The sequence below is a fragment of the Mesorhizobium sp. M2A.F.Ca.ET.043.05.1.1 genome, assembly GCF_003952445.1.
Taxonomy (GTDB): domain Bacteria; phylum Pseudomonadota; class Alphaproteobacteria; order Rhizobiales; family Rhizobiaceae; genus Mesorhizobium.
In genome coordinates, this window is record NZ_CP034446.1 from 1,255,345 (window position 1) to 1,270,807 (window position 15,463).

10 protein-coding genes are annotated in these 15,463 nt (G+C 64.7%); 7 read left to right on the forward strand and 3 right to left on the reverse strand.

The annotated features are described in order from the left end of the window. Positions 1–227: 227 nt before the first annotated feature. Entirely contained in the window at positions 228–605 is a 378-nt protein-coding gene (locus EJ069_RS05935; protein WP_126060512.1) for a hypothetical protein, read from the reverse strand. A 165-nt stretch (positions 606–770) separates the two neighbouring features. Here EJ069_RS05935 and EJ069_RS05940 point away from each other — a divergent pair, with 165 nt between their 5' ends. After that, a complete protein-coding gene (locus EJ069_RS05940) occupies positions 771–1,517 on the forward strand; it encodes a cytochrome c biogenesis CcdA family protein (protein ID WP_126060513.1) in 747 nt (248 codons plus the stop codon). Between the two features lie 24 nt (positions 1,518–1,541). On the opposite strand, the gene EJ069_RS05945 is transcribed toward EJ069_RS05940, so the two are convergent. Continuing rightward, entirely contained in the window at positions 1,542–3,353 is a 1,812-nt protein-coding gene (locus tag EJ069_RS05945) for an adenylate/guanylate cyclase domain-containing protein (RefSeq protein ID WP_245456444.1), read from the reverse strand. Positions 3,354–3,711: 358 nt separating this feature from the next. Between EJ069_RS05945 and glmU the strand changes: the two genes are divergently transcribed. The 3 genes from glmU (at position 3,712) to EJ069_RS05960 (ending at position 8,003) form a co-directional block, all read left to right on the forward strand. Continuing rightward, the gene (gene glmU / locus EJ069_RS05950) at positions 3,712–5,082 is read left to right on the forward strand and encodes a bifunctional UDP-N-acetylglucosamine diphosphorylase/glucosamine-1-phosphate N-acetyltransferase GlmU (protein WP_126060514.1); all 1,371 of its coding nucleotides are present in this window, start codon (positions 3,712–3,714) and stop codon (positions 5,080–5,082) included. Between the two features lie 236 nt (positions 5,083–5,318). Next, the gene (gene glmS / locus EJ069_RS05955) at positions 5,319–7,142 is read left to right on the forward strand and encodes a glutamine--fructose-6-phosphate transaminase (isomerizing) (protein WP_126060515.1); all 1,824 of its coding nucleotides are present in this window, start codon (positions 5,319–5,321) and stop codon (positions 7,140–7,142) included. A 108-nt stretch (positions 7,143–7,250) separates the two neighbouring features. Further along, positions 7,251–8,003 (forward strand): DUF502 domain-containing protein, encoded by a 753-nt coding sequence (locus tag EJ069_RS05960; RefSeq protein ID WP_126060516.1) that lies wholly within the window; start codon positions 7,251–7,253, stop codon positions 8,001–8,003. Here the strand turns inward: EJ069_RS05960 and recG are convergent. Beyond that, positions 7,955–10,063, reverse strand: a complete 2,109-nt coding sequence (gene recG / locus EJ069_RS05965) for an ATP-dependent DNA helicase RecG (RefSeq protein WP_126060517.1) — start codon at positions 10,061–10,063, stop codon at positions 7,955–7,957. The two genes, EJ069_RS05960 and recG, sit on opposite strands and share 49 nt — an antisense overlap. 92 nt (positions 10,064–10,155) lie before the next feature. On the opposite strand from recG, the gene EJ069_RS05970 reads away from it, so the two are divergent. The 3 genes from EJ069_RS05970 (at position 10,156) to EJ069_RS05980 (ending at position 15,457) form a co-directional block, all read left to right on the forward strand. Further along, positions 10,156–10,443: a succinate dehydrogenase assembly factor 2 gene (locus EJ069_RS05970; RefSeq protein WP_126060518.1), complete on the forward strand. Its 288-nt coding sequence runs from the start codon at positions 10,156–10,158 to the stop codon at positions 10,441–10,443. A 7-nt stretch (positions 10,444–10,450) separates the two neighbouring features. Next, complete coding sequence (gene mfd / locus EJ069_RS05975; RefSeq protein ID WP_126060519.1) at positions 10,451–13,948, forward strand: transcription-repair coupling factor; 3,498 nt, start codon at positions 10,451–10,453, stop codon at positions 13,946–13,948. Between the two features lie 135 nt (positions 13,949–14,083). After that, entirely contained in the window at positions 14,084–15,457 is a 1,374-nt protein-coding gene (locus EJ069_RS05980) for a 3-deoxy-7-phosphoheptulonate synthase class II (protein WP_126060520.1), read from the forward strand. Positions 15,458–15,463: the final 6 nt, after the last annotated feature.

Here is a 15,463-nt window from a genome sequence, read left to right on the forward strand (position 1 = left end):
CGAAATCCCACTCTTTTCGTCGCTCACATGGCCGTGCTTTTGCAATCGGTCAAGGGGAAGCGGCCAATTTGGGAAGCGGCTGCCGACGATACACTCTTAGAGTGTATGGCAAAGATCACTTTTTTGGCGATGGAGGCGTGCGCGCCCCGAACCGGCGACGACCGGCGGAAAGATGACTGGCTGCCGGATCAAGGAACCCGGCAGCCGGATCGCTCACCGAGGCGAGCTCAATCAGCCTTGACGACGTGCCAGGCTCCGGCGACGCCTTCGCCGGTCATGTCGCCAGCCTTCTTGTCCTTGACGAAGGTGTAGACCGGCTTGCCGTCATAGGCCCACATATGGGTGCCGTCGGTGCGCTTGACGACAGACCATTCGCCTTCGGTCTTTGCGGTCGCCTTGGCTTTCAGCGGCGGCCAGTTGGCGGCGCATTTGTCATAGCAGTTGGACTTGCCCTTCTCGTCCTTGTCGAAAGTGTAGAGCGTCATGCCCTTGGCGTCGGTGTAGATCTTGGTGCCGCCCACTTCGGCTTCCTTCCAGGCCTCGGCGGCCTGGGACGCGGCGGTGCCGAGCAGAAGGGCGGCAAACCCGAGTGCGATCATTTTCATGATAAATCTCCCTGAACGAGCGCGCGGCAGTCGCGCGCTCGTTCGGTCAACGCGTTGTGGAGTCCGTTTCTTCCTTTGGCGAAGCGGCGACGTGCCACACAATGGGGATTGGCAGGCGCACGCCCGCATCGCTATATCGACGCCAGCACAATCGGGACTCATTGGATGGCATTGGATATCGGCTATGTCAGCGCGGTCGGGGCGGGGGCGATTTCGTTCCTGTCGCCTTGCGTGCTGCCGCTGGTGCCGCCCTATCTCTGTTACATGGCCGGCGTGTCGGTCGACGATTTCCGCGGCAATCATGGCGTGACGGCGCGGGAAGGCACGCGCGGCGCGCTGCTCTATGCCTCGCTCGCTTTCGTGCTCGGCTTCTCCACGGTGTTCGTCGCGCTCGGCGCCGGCGCCTCGACCATCGGCAGGCTGCTGCGGGTCTGGCAGGAGCCGCTGGCGATGGCGGCTGGCGCGCTCATCATCATCATGGGACTGAATTTTCTGGGCATATTGCGCATTCCGCTGTTGTCGCGCGAGGCGCGCTTCCAGTCGCAGGGCAAGCCCGCAAACATGGTCGCCGCCTATGTCATGGGGCTCGCCTTCGCCTTCGGCTGGACGCCCTGCATCGGCCCGGTGCTGGGGCCGATCCTGACGCTCGCCGGCGGGCGCGAGACGGTGGGCGAGGGCGCGCTGCTGCTCGCCGCCTATTCGCTCGGGCTCGGCATTCCGTTTCTGATCGCGGCGCTGTTTTCCGGCGCCTTCATGCGCTTCCTCGGCAAATTCCGCGTCCATCTCGGCCGCGTCGAGAAGGGCATCGGCGCGCTGCTGGTCGTTGCCGGCGTGTTTTTCCTCACGGGCGGCGTGCAGAGCGCGTCCTACTGGCTGCTGGAGAATTTCCCGGTGCTGGGACGGCTGGGGTAGCCGCTGCCATTTTATGCGCGACGATCACTCCGGCACGCCGGCGGCGCCCAAGGCCTCGACGTAACGCTCGCCGAACACCTTGTCCTGCCATGGGTTGATCTGTCTTTGCAGGGTGAGCGTGTAGGTCGGGAACGCCTCCATCAGCCGCTGCGCCGCCGCCCGCGCCTCATCCAACCGATTGAGTTTGACCAGCGCCATGATCACCACCCGGTGCGAGGAGCCGTAGTTCGGCATCTCGTGCAGCGCGCGTTCACCCCATGCCAGCGCTTCCTCGTAGCGCTCGAGCATCAGGTAGCTCATGCCGATGCCCGAGAGCGCGATGCCCTTCTCGGGATCGACCGGGCTCAGCCGCATTGCCCTATGAAAATGATCGATCGCGACGAGCGGGCGGCCGGAATGTGCGTTGACCCAGCCGCAGCTCGTATGGCCCTGCGCCGAATTGGGATTGAGCCGCAGGGATCGTTCGATAGTGGCCAGCGCCATCTCGTAGTCCTTCGCGCTGTAGGCAATCACCTGCGCGGCGAAGCGCAGGCTCGTGGGGTCGTCGCGCGCTTCCGCCAGTACCTCGCGCGCCATGCGCGTGGCGACTCTGGTATCGTCGGGCTCGTGCCAGCACTGGCTCACGGAGATGCTGCGGATATAGGCGCCGAGTGCCTTCGCCAAGTTGAAGCCAGGGTCAATGCTGAGCGCCTCGTTGGTGAGCCGACGCACGTCGGCAAAGCCTTCGCGGGTCATGCTGTAGAAGCGCGGCAGCGCGCGAAGGTAGAGGTCGTAGGCGCTCATGTAGTCGGTCGGCTTCATGCGCGCCTGCTTGATTTCCTCCAGCCGGATGCTCGGCTCGACAGCGCCGACGACGCTCTCGGTCACCTGGTCCTGCAGGTCGAAGATGTCGCACATATCGCCCTCGAAGCGGTCGGCCCAGACATGGTGCCCGCTGATCGCGTCCACCAACTGCCCACTGATGCGAACCCGCGAACCTGCACGGCGGATGCTGCCTTCAAGCACGTAGCGGACGCCCAGCTCGCGCCCGACCTGGCGCAGGTCCACCGCCCGGCCCTTGTAGGTGAAGGACGAGTTTCGGGCGATCACGAAGAAGGAGTCCACCCGGCTCAATCCCGTGATGATGTCTTCCACCAGCCCGTCGGCGAAGTATTCCTGGTCGGGGTCGCCGCTCATGTTGGTGAAGGGCAGAACCGCGATCGAGGGTTTCTCGGGCAGGGGAGGCGGTGCAGCGCTGGCGTCGGCCTCGACGCGGTAAGCGCGCACGGGCCGCTCGATGTTCTTGAGGCGCAGGTCGCCAAGCGGCGTGAAGCCGCAGTCGAGCTTGCCCTGAAGGTGGTCGTAGGCGGTACCCGAGACGACCACGGTGCCTGGATCGGCGACGCTTTCGAGGCGGGCGGCGATATTGACTCCGTCGCCGTAGATGTCACCGTCCTCCTCGCAGACCACGTCCCCGAGATTGACGCCCACGCGGAAGCGAATCCGCTCTTCCTCGGGCGTCTCGGACTCGTGCTCCGCCAAGGCCTGCTGGATCGCCATCGCCGAGGTCACGGCGTTAACGACGCTCGCGAACTCGCACAGCATACCGTCGCCGGTGAGCTTGACGATCCGACCGTGGTGCTCGGAGACCAGCGGTTCGAGGAGATCCTTGCGGTAGGTCTTGAGCCGCTCGAGCGTGCCACGCTCGTCGCGCTCCATCAGGCGCGAGTAGCCGACCACGTCGCAAGCCAGGATCGCTGCGAGGTGGCGCTGCGTGCTCGGCCATACGCCTGCACGCGGGCCGCCCCGCGTCCATGTCCTGCCAACTTCCAGACGCGCCACGCGCATGGTATCCATCTCTCCCAGTCTCCGCCGATATGGAACGGAAACGCAGCTTGACCTTGCCTTCACGAGAATTCGCTATCCCGCTTTCGAGGCGTTGAGCGTTCGAGTCGCCTCCGCCAACAGAGAGCCGACGACACGCTCGCGCAGCCTCCGCCGATGCTGACACAGCACTCCCAGCAGGCCGGGGATATTTCCTGGCCTATGTAACCGGCTGACGCCACCGCGGCGGTGCTTTTGTATCTGGAACTTCACCGGACATCCGCGCCTGGAGACTTCGCTCCGCCGTCTCACCGGAATTTAACCGCATTGGTGCAGCATCACCCGGCTGCTAACATGCATTGATTCAAGCCCTTTCATACGGTTGCCATCCATGAACCAGAGAACCTGCCTGTCCGTCATCCTCGCCGCCGGCGAGGGCACGCGCATGAAAAGCGCCATGCCGAAGGTGCTGCATGCCATTGCCGGCCTGCCGATGGTCGCGCATGTCGTGAAGGCCGCCGAGGCGGCTGGGACTACCGGTCTGGCGCTGGTGATCGGCCACGGCGCCGACGAGATGCGCAAGGCGGCACAGAAATTCGCGCCGAAGGCGGAGACTTTCGTGCAGGAGAAGCGGCTCGGCACAGCGCATGCCGTTCTTGCCGCCCGCGAAGCGATATCAAAGGGTTACGACGACATCCTCGTCATGTTCGGCGATACGCCTTTGATTGATGCGCAAGCTCTGGCCGCGGCGCGGCAGAAGCTCGCGGAGGGCGCTGCAGTAGCTGTGATCGGCTTTCGGCCGCCCAGCCCGACCGGCTATGGCCGGCTGATCGAGAAAGATGGCCACTTGGTCGCCATCCGCGAGGAAAAGGACTGCTCGGAGGAGGAGAAGAAGATCGGCTTCTGCAATGCCGGCATGATGGCGGTGGCGGGCAAGCATGCGCTTCGCTTGCTCGACAAAGTCGGCAACGACAACGCCAAGGGCGAATTCTACCTGACCGACATCGTCGAGATCGCCGGCGCGGAAGGGCTCGACGTGGTTGCCACCGAGGCAAGCTTCGAAAATGCGCTCGGCATCAACAATCGCGCCGAGCTTGCCGAGGCGGAAGCGATCTGGCAGGCGCGCCGGCGACGCGAGGCAATGCTGTCCGGCGTTACGCTGATCGCGCCCGAAACCGTTTATTTCTCGCACGACACCGAGATCGGCGCCGACACGATCGTCGAGCCGAATGTGTGGTTTGGCCTGGGCGTCAAGATTTCCACCGGCGCCACGATCCATGCTTTTAGCCATATGACGGGCGCCACCATCGCGGAGAATTGCGAGGTCGGGCCGTTCGCGCGGCTGCGGCCCGGTGCCGACCTCAGGAAAAAGGCCAAGGTGGGCAATTTCTGCGAAGTCAAGCAGTCGACAGTGGAAGAAGGCGCCAAGGTCAACCACCTGACCTATATCGGCGACGCGCGCGTGGGGGCCGGGGCCAATATCGGCGCCGGCACCATCACCTGCAATTACGACGGCTACTCGAAATTCTTCACCGATATCGGCGAAGGCGCCTTTGTCGGTTCGAATTCCTCGCTGGTGGCACCGGTCTCGATCGGCAAGGGCGGCTATATCGCCTCGGGCAGCGTGATCACCGAAAGCGTGCCCGACGATGCGCTGGCTTTCGGCCGTGCCCGCCAGAAGACGATCCCCGGCAAGGGCAAGGAATTGCGCGAGCGCTTCGCCTCGGCCGCAGCGGCAAGGAAGAAGGCAGCGGCGGAATAGCGTTTCAACGCTTCCTGAAGGGACGCAGCCGCGGCTCGATCAGATATGAACGAGCGGAAACCAGGGTCCGGAAAACCCGAGCGGTTCAGGTAACTGGATTGCAAGCGCCGTCTGGCATGGTGCATGGAGCAAAAGACCGTTCCGCTGACACGGAACGAAACGCAAAGTGACTTTCGCGGCAGGCCGGCAACCCCTAGACAACGCCGGGTTTTCCGCTGGGAATCGGGGGTTATCGCATGTGCGGTATCGTTGGAATCGTCGGCCATTCGCAGGTCGCGCCGCTCATCGTCGACGCGCTGAAGCGGCTTGAATACCGCGGCTATGACTCGGCCGGTGTCGCCACCATCGAGAAGGGCGAGCTCGGACGCCGCCGCGCCGAAGGCAAGCTCATCAACCTCGAACGCCGGCTGAAGGACGAGCCGCTCGACGGCACGATCGGCATCGGCCACACGCGCTGGGCAACGCACGGCGTGCCCAACGAGACCAACGCGCATCCGCATTTTTCCAACGGCGTTGCCATCGTCCACAATGGCATCATCGAGAATTTCGCCGAGCTGCGCGACGAACTCACCCGCGACGGCTACAAAGTCGCCTCGCAGACCGACACCGAGGTCGTGGCGCATCTGGTGGCGCGCGAGCTAGCCAAGGGACTGAAGCCGGTGGAAGCCGCGCATGCGGCGCTTAAGCGGCTGTCCGGCGCCTTCGCCCTGGCGATCATGTTCCAGGGGGACGAGGACCTGATCGTCGGCGCCCGCAACGGTCCGCCTCTGGCTGTTGGCCATGGCGATGGCGAGATGTTTCTGGGCTCCGACGCGATCGCACTGGCGCCCTTCACCAACTCGATCACCTATCTCGAGGACGGCGACTGGGCAGTCGTGCGCCGCGAAGGCGTGACCATCTACGACATCGACGGCAACAAGGTCGACCGCAAGCGCCAGCAGTCGCTGTCGACCAGCTTCATGGTCGACAAGGGCAACCGCCGGCATTTCATGGAAAAGGAAATCCATGAGCAGCCGGAGGTGATCTCGCACACGCTGGCGCATTACGTCGATTTCGTTTCCGGCCAGTCGAAGCCGCTCGACCTGCCGTTCGACTTCGCCAGGATCGGCCGGCTGGCGCTCTCAGCCTGCGGCACCGCCTATCTCGCCGGGCTGATCTCGAAATACTGGTTCGAGCGCTACGCGCGATTGCCCGTCGATATCGATGTCGCTTCCGAGTTCCGCTACCGCGAGATGCCGCTTTCGGCCAATGACGCGGCCTTCTTCATCTCGCAGTCGGGCGAGACCGCCGACACGCTTGCCTCGCTGCGCTATTGCCGCCAGGCCGGCATGAAGATCGGCGCCGTCGTCAATGTGCGGGAATCGACCATGGCGCGCGAATCCGACGTCGTGCTGCCGACGCTTGCCGGTCCGGAGATCGGCGTCGCCTCGACCAAGGCGTTCACCTGCCAGCTGTCGGTTCTGGCGGCGCTGGCGGTGCGCGCGGGCGTGGCGCGCGGCACGATCTCGCCCGATCAGGAAAAGCAGCTGGTGCGTGAGCTTTCCGAAGCGCCGCGTTTCGCCACCCAGGTGCTGAAGCTCGACGAACAGATCGAGCGCATCTCGCGCGAGCTGTCGCGCTACAAGGATGTGCTCTATCTCGGCCGCGACACCAATTTCCCGCTGGCCATGGAAGGCGCGCTAAAGCTCAAGGAAATCTCATACATCCACGCCGAGGGCTATGCCGGCGGCGAGCTCAAGCACGGGCCGATCGCGCTGATCGACGAGAACATGCCGGTGATCGTCATCGCGCCGCATGACCGCATCTTCGAAAAGACCGTGTCGAACATGCAGGAAGTGGCGGCACGCGGCGGCAAGATCATCCTGATCACCGACGCCAAGGGCGCGGCGCAGGCCGGCATCAAGACGATGGAGACGATCATCCTGCCCGAGGTGCCGGAGATCATTTCGCCGATCATCTACGCGCTGCCGATCCAGATGCTCGCCTATTTCACCGCCGTGTTCATGGGCACCGACGTCGACCAGCCGCGCAATCTGGCGAAATCGGTGACGGTGGAATAGCGGGGTTATGCGGCGTTCGCTCCGGCGTAGATTCTAAAAACTTCATAGTTCCAAACCGGCTCGCGGTTCACTAATCTCTGCGCTGCAACATGCGCCGCGGTGAGCCCCATGTCCGACGCCCTGAAGACCTCTGGCATGACCCGGCTGAGGAATTACTTCCTGACGGGGTTCGTCGTCTGCGCGCCGCTGGCGATCACGGCCTATATCGCCTGGTCGCTCATCGGCTGGGTCGATTCCTGGGTGAAGCCCTACATTCCGGGCCGCTACAATCCCGACACCTACCTGCCGTTCCCGGTTCCGGGCTTCGGGCTGATCGTGGCGCTCGTGCTGATCACGCTGATCGGTTTCCTGACCGCCAACATCGTCGGCCGCGCCATCGTCAATTTCGGCGAGCGGCTGCTCGGCCGCATGCCGCTGGTGCGCGGCATCTATGGCTCTCTGAAGCAGATTTTCGAGACCGTGCTGTCGAACAAGGGCGACATGTTCCGCCAGGTCGGGCTGGTCGAGTATCCGCGCAAGGGTGTCTGGTCGCTGGTTTTCGTCGCCAGCGAGAAGGAAACCGAGATCAACCAGAAGCTCGACCAGGATGGCGATCCGCTGATCGCGGTGTTCATGCCCTGCACGCCCAACCCGACCACCGGTTTCCTGATGTATGTGCACAAATCCGAGATCGTGCTGCTCGACATGTCGATCGAGGACGGCGCCAAGCTGATCGTCTCGGCAGGCATGGTGGCTCCTGAAGTCAAGGCAAAGCTGGTGACGCTGAATGGCGAACCCGTCGAAGGTGGTCTCGCCAACCCGCCGCTTGGCGCTCAGCCGGCGCGCAGCAGCCGTACCGCCTCGTCGCGACCGAACAGGTAAAGCAACAGGCGCAGCGCCTCGCCGCGTTCGGACTGCAGTTCCGGGTCGCGCGACAGGATCAGCCGCGCGTCGTCGCGAGCCGCTTCCAGCAGGTCGGCATGGAATTCGAGGCGCGCCACCTGGAAGCCAGGCGTGCCGGATTGGCGCGTGCCCAGCAATTCGCCTTCGCCGCGCAGTTTCAGATCTTCCTCGGCGATCTTGAAGCCGTCCTCCGTCTCGCGCATCACCGACAACCGGCGCTTTGCAGTCTCGCCGAGCGGGTCCTTGTAGAGCAGCACGCAGGAGGAGGGCTTGTCGCCGCGTCCGACGCGGCCGCGCAACTGGTGCAACTGCGCAAGGCCGAAGCGCTCCGCATGCTCGATCACCATGATGGTCGCATCAGGCACGTCGACGCCGACTTCGATGACGGTGGTGGCGATCAGGATGCGTGTCTCACCGTCCTTGAAGGCGCGCATCGCCTCGTCCTTCTCCGCGCCTTTCATGCGGCCATGCACAAGGCCTATCCGGCCGCCGAACAGCGGTTTCAGCGAAGCAAAGCGATCCTCCGCCGACATTAGTTTCATTTCCTCGGATTCCTCGACCAGCGGGCAGATCCAATAGATTTTCTGGCCATCGGCGACGGCATCAAGCATGCGGCCCACCAGTTCATCCAGCCGCTCCATCGGCAGGGTCACGGTGCGGATCGGCTGGCGCCCGGCGGGTTTCTCGGTGAGCTTCGAGACATCCATGTCGCCGAAGGCGGTGAGCACCAGCGTGCGCGGGATCGGCGTTGCCGTCATCACCAGCATATCCGACGCATCGCCCTTGGCGGTGATGGCCAGGCGCTGGTGGACGCCGAACCGATGCTGCTCGTCGATGACTGCCAGCACAAGGTCGTGGAATGTCACCGTTTCCTGGAACAGCGCATGCGTGCCGACGACGATGTCGATCGCGCCGCTGGCAAGGCCTGCAAGCGTCTCAGTGCGCTCGCGGCCCTTCTCGCGCCCGGTGAGTATTGCGAGGCGCAAGCCGACTTTCTCGGCCAGTGGCGCGATGGTCGCCAGATGCTGGCGCGCCAGGATTTCGGTCGGCGCCATCAGCGCCGCCTGGCCGCCGGCCTCGACGGCGCGCGCCATGGCGAGCAGCGCCACTACCGTCTTGCCGGAGCCGACATCGCCTTGCAGCAGGCGCAGCATGCGTTCGGGATCGGCGAGATCGGCGTTGATCTCGCCGAGCGCGAATTCCTGGCTGGGGGTGAGCCTGTAGGGCAGCGCGGCGCGCAGCTTCTCGACGATGCAGTCGTCGCCGACGAGTGGCCGGCCCGAGAGGCGGCGGATTCTGGCCCGCACCAGCGCCAGCGACACCTGGCCGGCCAGCAGCTCGTCATAGGCAAGCCGGCGCCAGGCCGATCCCTCGATGGCAACGTCGATCGGGTCCTTGGGATAATGGATGCGGGCGAGCGCATCGCCGAAGGACGGAAGGGTATGGCGGCGCATGAAGGCGTCGTCCTGCCATTCCGGCAGTTCCGGCAGGCGGCCCAGCGCCTGTCCGATGGCGCGGCGCAGCACCTTGGCCGACAGGCCGGCGGTGAGTGGGTAGACCGGCTCGACCAGCGGCAGGCCCTCGGCCTCGTCGATTGGCGCGATATGGTCCGGATGGACCATGGTCGGGCGGCCATTGAACCACTCCATGCGGCCGGAGATCACCACTCGCTCGCCTTCGGGAAGCATCTTCTGCAGATAGGCGGCGTGGGCATGGAAGAAGGTCAGCGCGACCTCGCCGGTGTCGTCATGGGCATAGACGCGGTACGGCACCGACCTGTTGCCGCGCGGCGGCGGCTGGTGGCGGTCGACCCGCACTTCGAGCGTGACGATCTGGCCCTCGGCCGACAGGGCGATGCCGGGCCGATTTCGGCGGTCGATCACGCTGTTGGGCAGCAAGAACAGAAGATCGGCAGCGCGCGCGGCGCGATCGCCGAGATCGGCCGGCACGACACGTTCGATCAGCAAGCCGACCTTCGGGCCGACGCCGGCGAGCGAAGTGATCGGGACGAACAACGGATCGAGGATGCTGGGACGCATCGTGTCAGCTTATGTCGCGACAGCGGCAGCGCAAGGCTGACACAGGTCTCTATCCACGCTATATGCGCCGCTTCGAACAAGGATAGCGTGCCATGACCGGAACACAGCGATCAAGCGAGGGGTTGGACGCCCGCCGCCGCAAGCTGCTGTTCCGCTCCTGGCATCGCGGCATGCGCGAGATGGACCTGATCCTCGGTTCCTTCGCCGACGCCGAGATCGGCGCCTTGACCGGCGATGAAATCGACCAATATGAGAGGCTTCTCGAAATTTCCGACACCGATTTCCTGCCGATGGTCACCGGCGAGCACCCGGTTCCCGCCGATATCGATTGCGCGGTGCTGCGGAAAATCATGGCGTCGCGCCGGACCATGACATTTTGAAAAACGAATGAGCCTCATTCCTTCCATCGGCCTGCCCAAGGGCCGCGCCGGCCAGTTCATCGTCGACGGCGTCGCCGACGGCTACGAAGCCTTCGCCCTGGTGCAGACGGCGCAGGAGATCGCGCCCGACAAGCCGGTGCTGTTCGTCGCGCGCGACGGCCAGCGGCTGCCGGCGATCATCGAGGCGCTCGCCTTTGCCGCGCCGGGCCTGCCGGTGCTGGAACTGCCGGCCTGGGACTGCCTGCCTTACGATCGCGTATCGCCGGGCGCCGATGCCGCGGCGCGGCGGCTCGACGCGCTTTCCGCCATGATCGCGCTGGCGAAGAAGCCGCATCGCGCCGTGATCCTGACCACCGCGAATGCGCTGCTGCAGCGTATTCCGCCGGCCGAATTGATCGAGGCGCAGACCTTCCACGCCAGGCCCGGCAACCAGATCGACATGAACGCGCTGATCGCGCGGCTGGAGATTTCCGGCTTCGAGCGCGTGCCGACGGTACGCGGGCTCGGCGAATTCGCGGTGCGCGGCGGCATTCTCGATCTTTTCGCGCCCGGCTGGAGCGAGGCGCTCAGGCTCGACTTCTTCGGCGACACGCTGGAGTCGATCCGCGTGTTCGACGTGGCAACACAGCGCACCACCGGGCAGCGCAAGTCGATGTCGCTGCAGGCGATGAGCGAGGTGGCGCTGACGCCCGAGACGATCAGCCGCTTCCGCCGCTCCTATATCGAGGCTTTCGGCGCGCCCTCGCGCGACGACGCGCTTTATGCGGCGGTCAGCGAAGGCCGGCGCTTCGCCGGCATGGAGCACTGGCTGCCCTTCTTTTATGAGCGGCTGGAGACGGTATTCGACTATCTGCCGGACGCACCTATCGTGTTCGACCATCTGGCGCATGAGGCGCTGGCCGAGCGGCACACGCTGATCCTCGACCATTACGAGGCGCGCCGGAAACAGGCCGACAGCGCGCTCAAGGACGCCGTGCCCTACAAGCCGGTGGCGCCGGACCTGCTTTACCTGTCGCCGGACAATCTCAAGGCTTCGCTCGGTCCGCGCGAAGACATCGACTTCACCGTGTTCGATGCCCCGGATGTCGGAGGCAAAAAGGTCTTCCATGCCGGCTCTCGGCACGGCCGCAGCTTCGCCGAGGAGCGCGCCGACCCGAACATCAACGTCTTCGACGTGGTGGTGAAGCACATTGCCATTGAGCGCGCCGCGCGTCGCCGGGTCATCGTCGCCGGCTGGACGGAGGGTTCGCTCGACCGGCTCGGCCAGATCCTGGCCGAACATCATCTCGGCAATCTGAAGACCGTCGCGACGCTTGCCGAGGTCGAAAAGCTCGAGCCGGGGCAGGCGGGTCTTGCCGTGCTGCCGCTCGAATCCGGTTTCGAGACCGACGGTCTGGTCGTCGTCGCCGAGCAGGACATCCTCGGCGACAGGCTGATCCGGCGTTCGAAGCGCAAGAAGAAGGCTTCCGATTTCATCGCCGAAGCCTCGTCGCTGTCCGCCGGCGACATCGTCGTCCATGCCGACCACGGCATCGGCCGCTTCGTCGGCCTGCGCACCATCGAAGCGGTCGGCGCGCCGCATGACTGTCTCGAAATCCACTATGCCGGCGACGATCGCCTGTTCCTGCCGGTCGAAAACATCGAACTTCTGTCGCGCTACGGTTCGGATTCGGCCGAAGCGACGCTCGACAAGCTGGGCGGCGGCGCCTGGCAGGCGCGCAAGGCGCGGCTGAAGCGGCGCCTGCTCGACATGGCCGGGCAACTGATCCGCATCGCCGCCGAGCGGCAGATGCGCGCCGCCCCCGCCATGATCCCGGCGGAAGGGCTCTATGGCGAGTTCGCCGCGCGCTTCCCCTATGAGGAGACCGACGACCAGCAGACGGCGATCGATGCCGTCATGGACGATCTCGGCGCCGGCAAGCCGATGGACCGGCTGGTCTGCGGCGATGTCGGCTTCGGCAAGACGGAGGTGGCGCTGCGCGCCGCCTTCATCGCGGCGATGGAAGGGTTCCAGGTCGCGGTGGTGGTGCCGACGACGCTTTTGTCACGCCAGCATTTCAAGACCTTCTCGCAGCGTTTTTCCGGCCTGCCGATCCGCATCGCGCAGGCCTCGCGCCTTGTCGGTTCGAAGGAGCTGGCGGAAACCAAGAAAGGCATTGCCGAGGGCACGATCGACATCGTCGTCGGCACGCATGCGCTGCTCGGCAGCTCGATCTCGTTCAAGAACCTCGGGCTTCTGATCATCGACGAGGAGCAGCATTTCGGCGTCAAGCACAAGGAGCGGCTGAAGGAGCTCAAGAACGACGTGCATGTGCTGACGCTGTCGGCGACACCGATCCCGCGCACGCTGCAGCTGGCGCTGACCGGCGTGCGCGAGCTGTCGCTGATCGCCACGCCGCCGGTCGACCGCATGGCGGTGCGCACCTTCATCTCGCCCTTCGATCCGCTGGTCATCCGCGAGACGCTGCTGCGCGAGCGCTATCGCGGCGGCCATTCCTTCTATGTCGTGCCGCGCATCAGCGACCTGGCCGAAATCCATGATTTCCTGAAGGAATCCGTGCCGGAGCTGAAGGTGGCTGTGGCGCACGGCCAGATGCCGCCGGGCGAGCTCGACGACATCATGAACGCCTTTTATGACGGGCAGTACGATGTGCTCCTGTCGACCACCATTGTCGAATCCGGCCTCGACATCCCGACCGCCAACACGCTGATCATCCATCGCGCCGACATGTTCGGCCTGGCGCAGCTCTACCAGTTGCGCGGCCGTGTCGGCCGTTCGAAGGTGCGCGCCTATGCGCTGTTCACGCTGCCGGCCAACCGCAAGCTGACCGATACGGCCGAGCGCCGCCTGAAGGTGCTGCAGTCGCTCGACACGCTCGGCGCCGGCTTCCAGCTCGCCAGCCACGATCTCGATATTCGTGGCGCCGGCAATCTTCTCGGCGAAGAGCAGTCGGGGCATATCAAGGAGGTCGGTTTCGAGCTTTACCAGCAGATGCTGGAGGAGGCGGTCGCCGAGGTGAAGGATACCGGCGAGGCGCAGGACGGCGGCTGGTCGCCGCAGATCGCGGTCGGCACCGCGGTGATGATCCCGGAAAGCTATGTGCCGGACCTGCAGCTCCGCATGGCGCTTTACCGTCGGCTGGGCGACCTCGAGACCACCGAGGAGATCGACGGCTTTGGCGCGGAACTGATCGACCGGTTCGGGCCGCTGCCGGAAGAGGTGACGCATCTGTTGAAGATCGTCTTCATCAAGGCGCTCTGCCGCAAGGCCAATGTCGAGAAGCTCGATGCCGGCCCCAAGGGCGTCGTCATCCATTTCCGTAAGCGCGAGTTCCCCAATCCGGTCGGACTGGTCAAGTTCATCGGCGAGCAGGGCTCGCTGGCCAAAATCAGGGCCGACCACAGTGTCGTCTTTATTCGCGACTGGCCGAACGCGGAGAAGAGGCTGGCGGGCTCCGCCGTGGTGATGACGCAGCTGGCGCGGCTGGTCGACAAGGCTGCGTAGCAGCACCCCGCCCATTCGCCACCGCTGAAAAACCCGGCTAGAATAGGCAGTCGGCTTCGTGTAAGGAGCCGCGACCTCTGTTGGGGCGAAAATAGCGGGCAAGGGCGCTCGCCGAGAAGAGTATTGGGTGCAGCGATGACGAAATGGTCGCCGAATTCGTGGAGAGAAAAGCCGATCAAGCAGGTTCCGGCCTATCCGGATCTTGCCGCGCTTAAGGCGACGGAAGCCCAGCTCGCCACGTTCCCGCCGCTGGTTTTTGCCGGTGAGGCGCGCAAGCTGAAGAAGCAACTGGCGGCGGTGGCCGCCGGCGAAGCCTTCCTGCTCCAGGGCGGCGACTGCGCCGAGAGCTTTGCCGAGCATGGCGCCGACAACATCCGCGACTTCTTCCGCGTCTTCCTGCAGATGTCGGTGGTGCTCACCTTCGCCGGCGCACAGCCGGTGGTGAAGGTCGGCCGCGTTGCCGGCCAGTTCGCCAAGCCGCGCTCCTCCGACAACGAGACCAAGGGCGGGGTGACATTGCCGAGCTATCGCGGCGACATCATCAACGGCATTGAGTTCGACGCGAGGTCGCGCATCCCGGATCCCGCCCGGCAGGAGATGGCCTACCGCCAGTCGGCCGCGACGCTCAACCTTCTGCGCGCCTTCGCGCAGGGCGGCTATGCCAGCCTGGAGAACGTGCATCGCTGGATGCTGGGCTTCGTCGCCGACAGCCCCCAGGGCGAGAAATACGAATCGCTTGCCAACCGCATCACCGAGACGATGGAATTCATGCGCGCGGTCGGCATCACGTCGGAAACCAATTTCGCGCTGCGCGAGACGGATTTCTACACCAGTCACGAGGCACTTCTGCTCGGTTACGAGGAAGCGCTGACCCGCGTCGATTCCACCTCCGGCGACTGGTACGCGACCTCGGGCCACATGATCTGGATCGGCGATCGCACCCGCCAGCCCGACCATGCCCATGTCGAATATTGCCGCGGTATCAAGAACCCGCTTGGCCTGAAATGCGGACCTTCGCTGACGCCGGATGGTTTGCTGGAATTGATCGACCTGCTCAATCCAGAGAATGAGCCTGGACGATTGACGCTGATTGCGCGCTTCGGCTCCGACAAGGTGGCCGAGCACCTGCCGAAGCTGGTGCGGGCGGTGAAGAAGGAAGGCCGCAACGTCGTATGGTCGTCCGATCCGATGCATGGCAACACGATCGAGGCGGCGGGTTACAAGACGCGGCCGTTCGACCGCATCCTCAAGGAAGTACAGACCTTCTTCGAGGTGCACCGCGCCGAAGGCACGCATCCGGGTGGCATCCATGTCGAGATGACCGGCAAGAACGTCACCGAATGCACGGGCGGCGCCCGCGCCATCACGGCCGAGGATCTGCACGACCGCTATCATACCCATTGCGATCCGCGCCTTAACGCCGATCAGGCGATCGAGCTCGCCTTCCTGGTCTCGGACCTGCTCAAGAAGAGCCATCCGATCCAGCACAAGCAGGTCGCCAACGCCTGAGCTGCG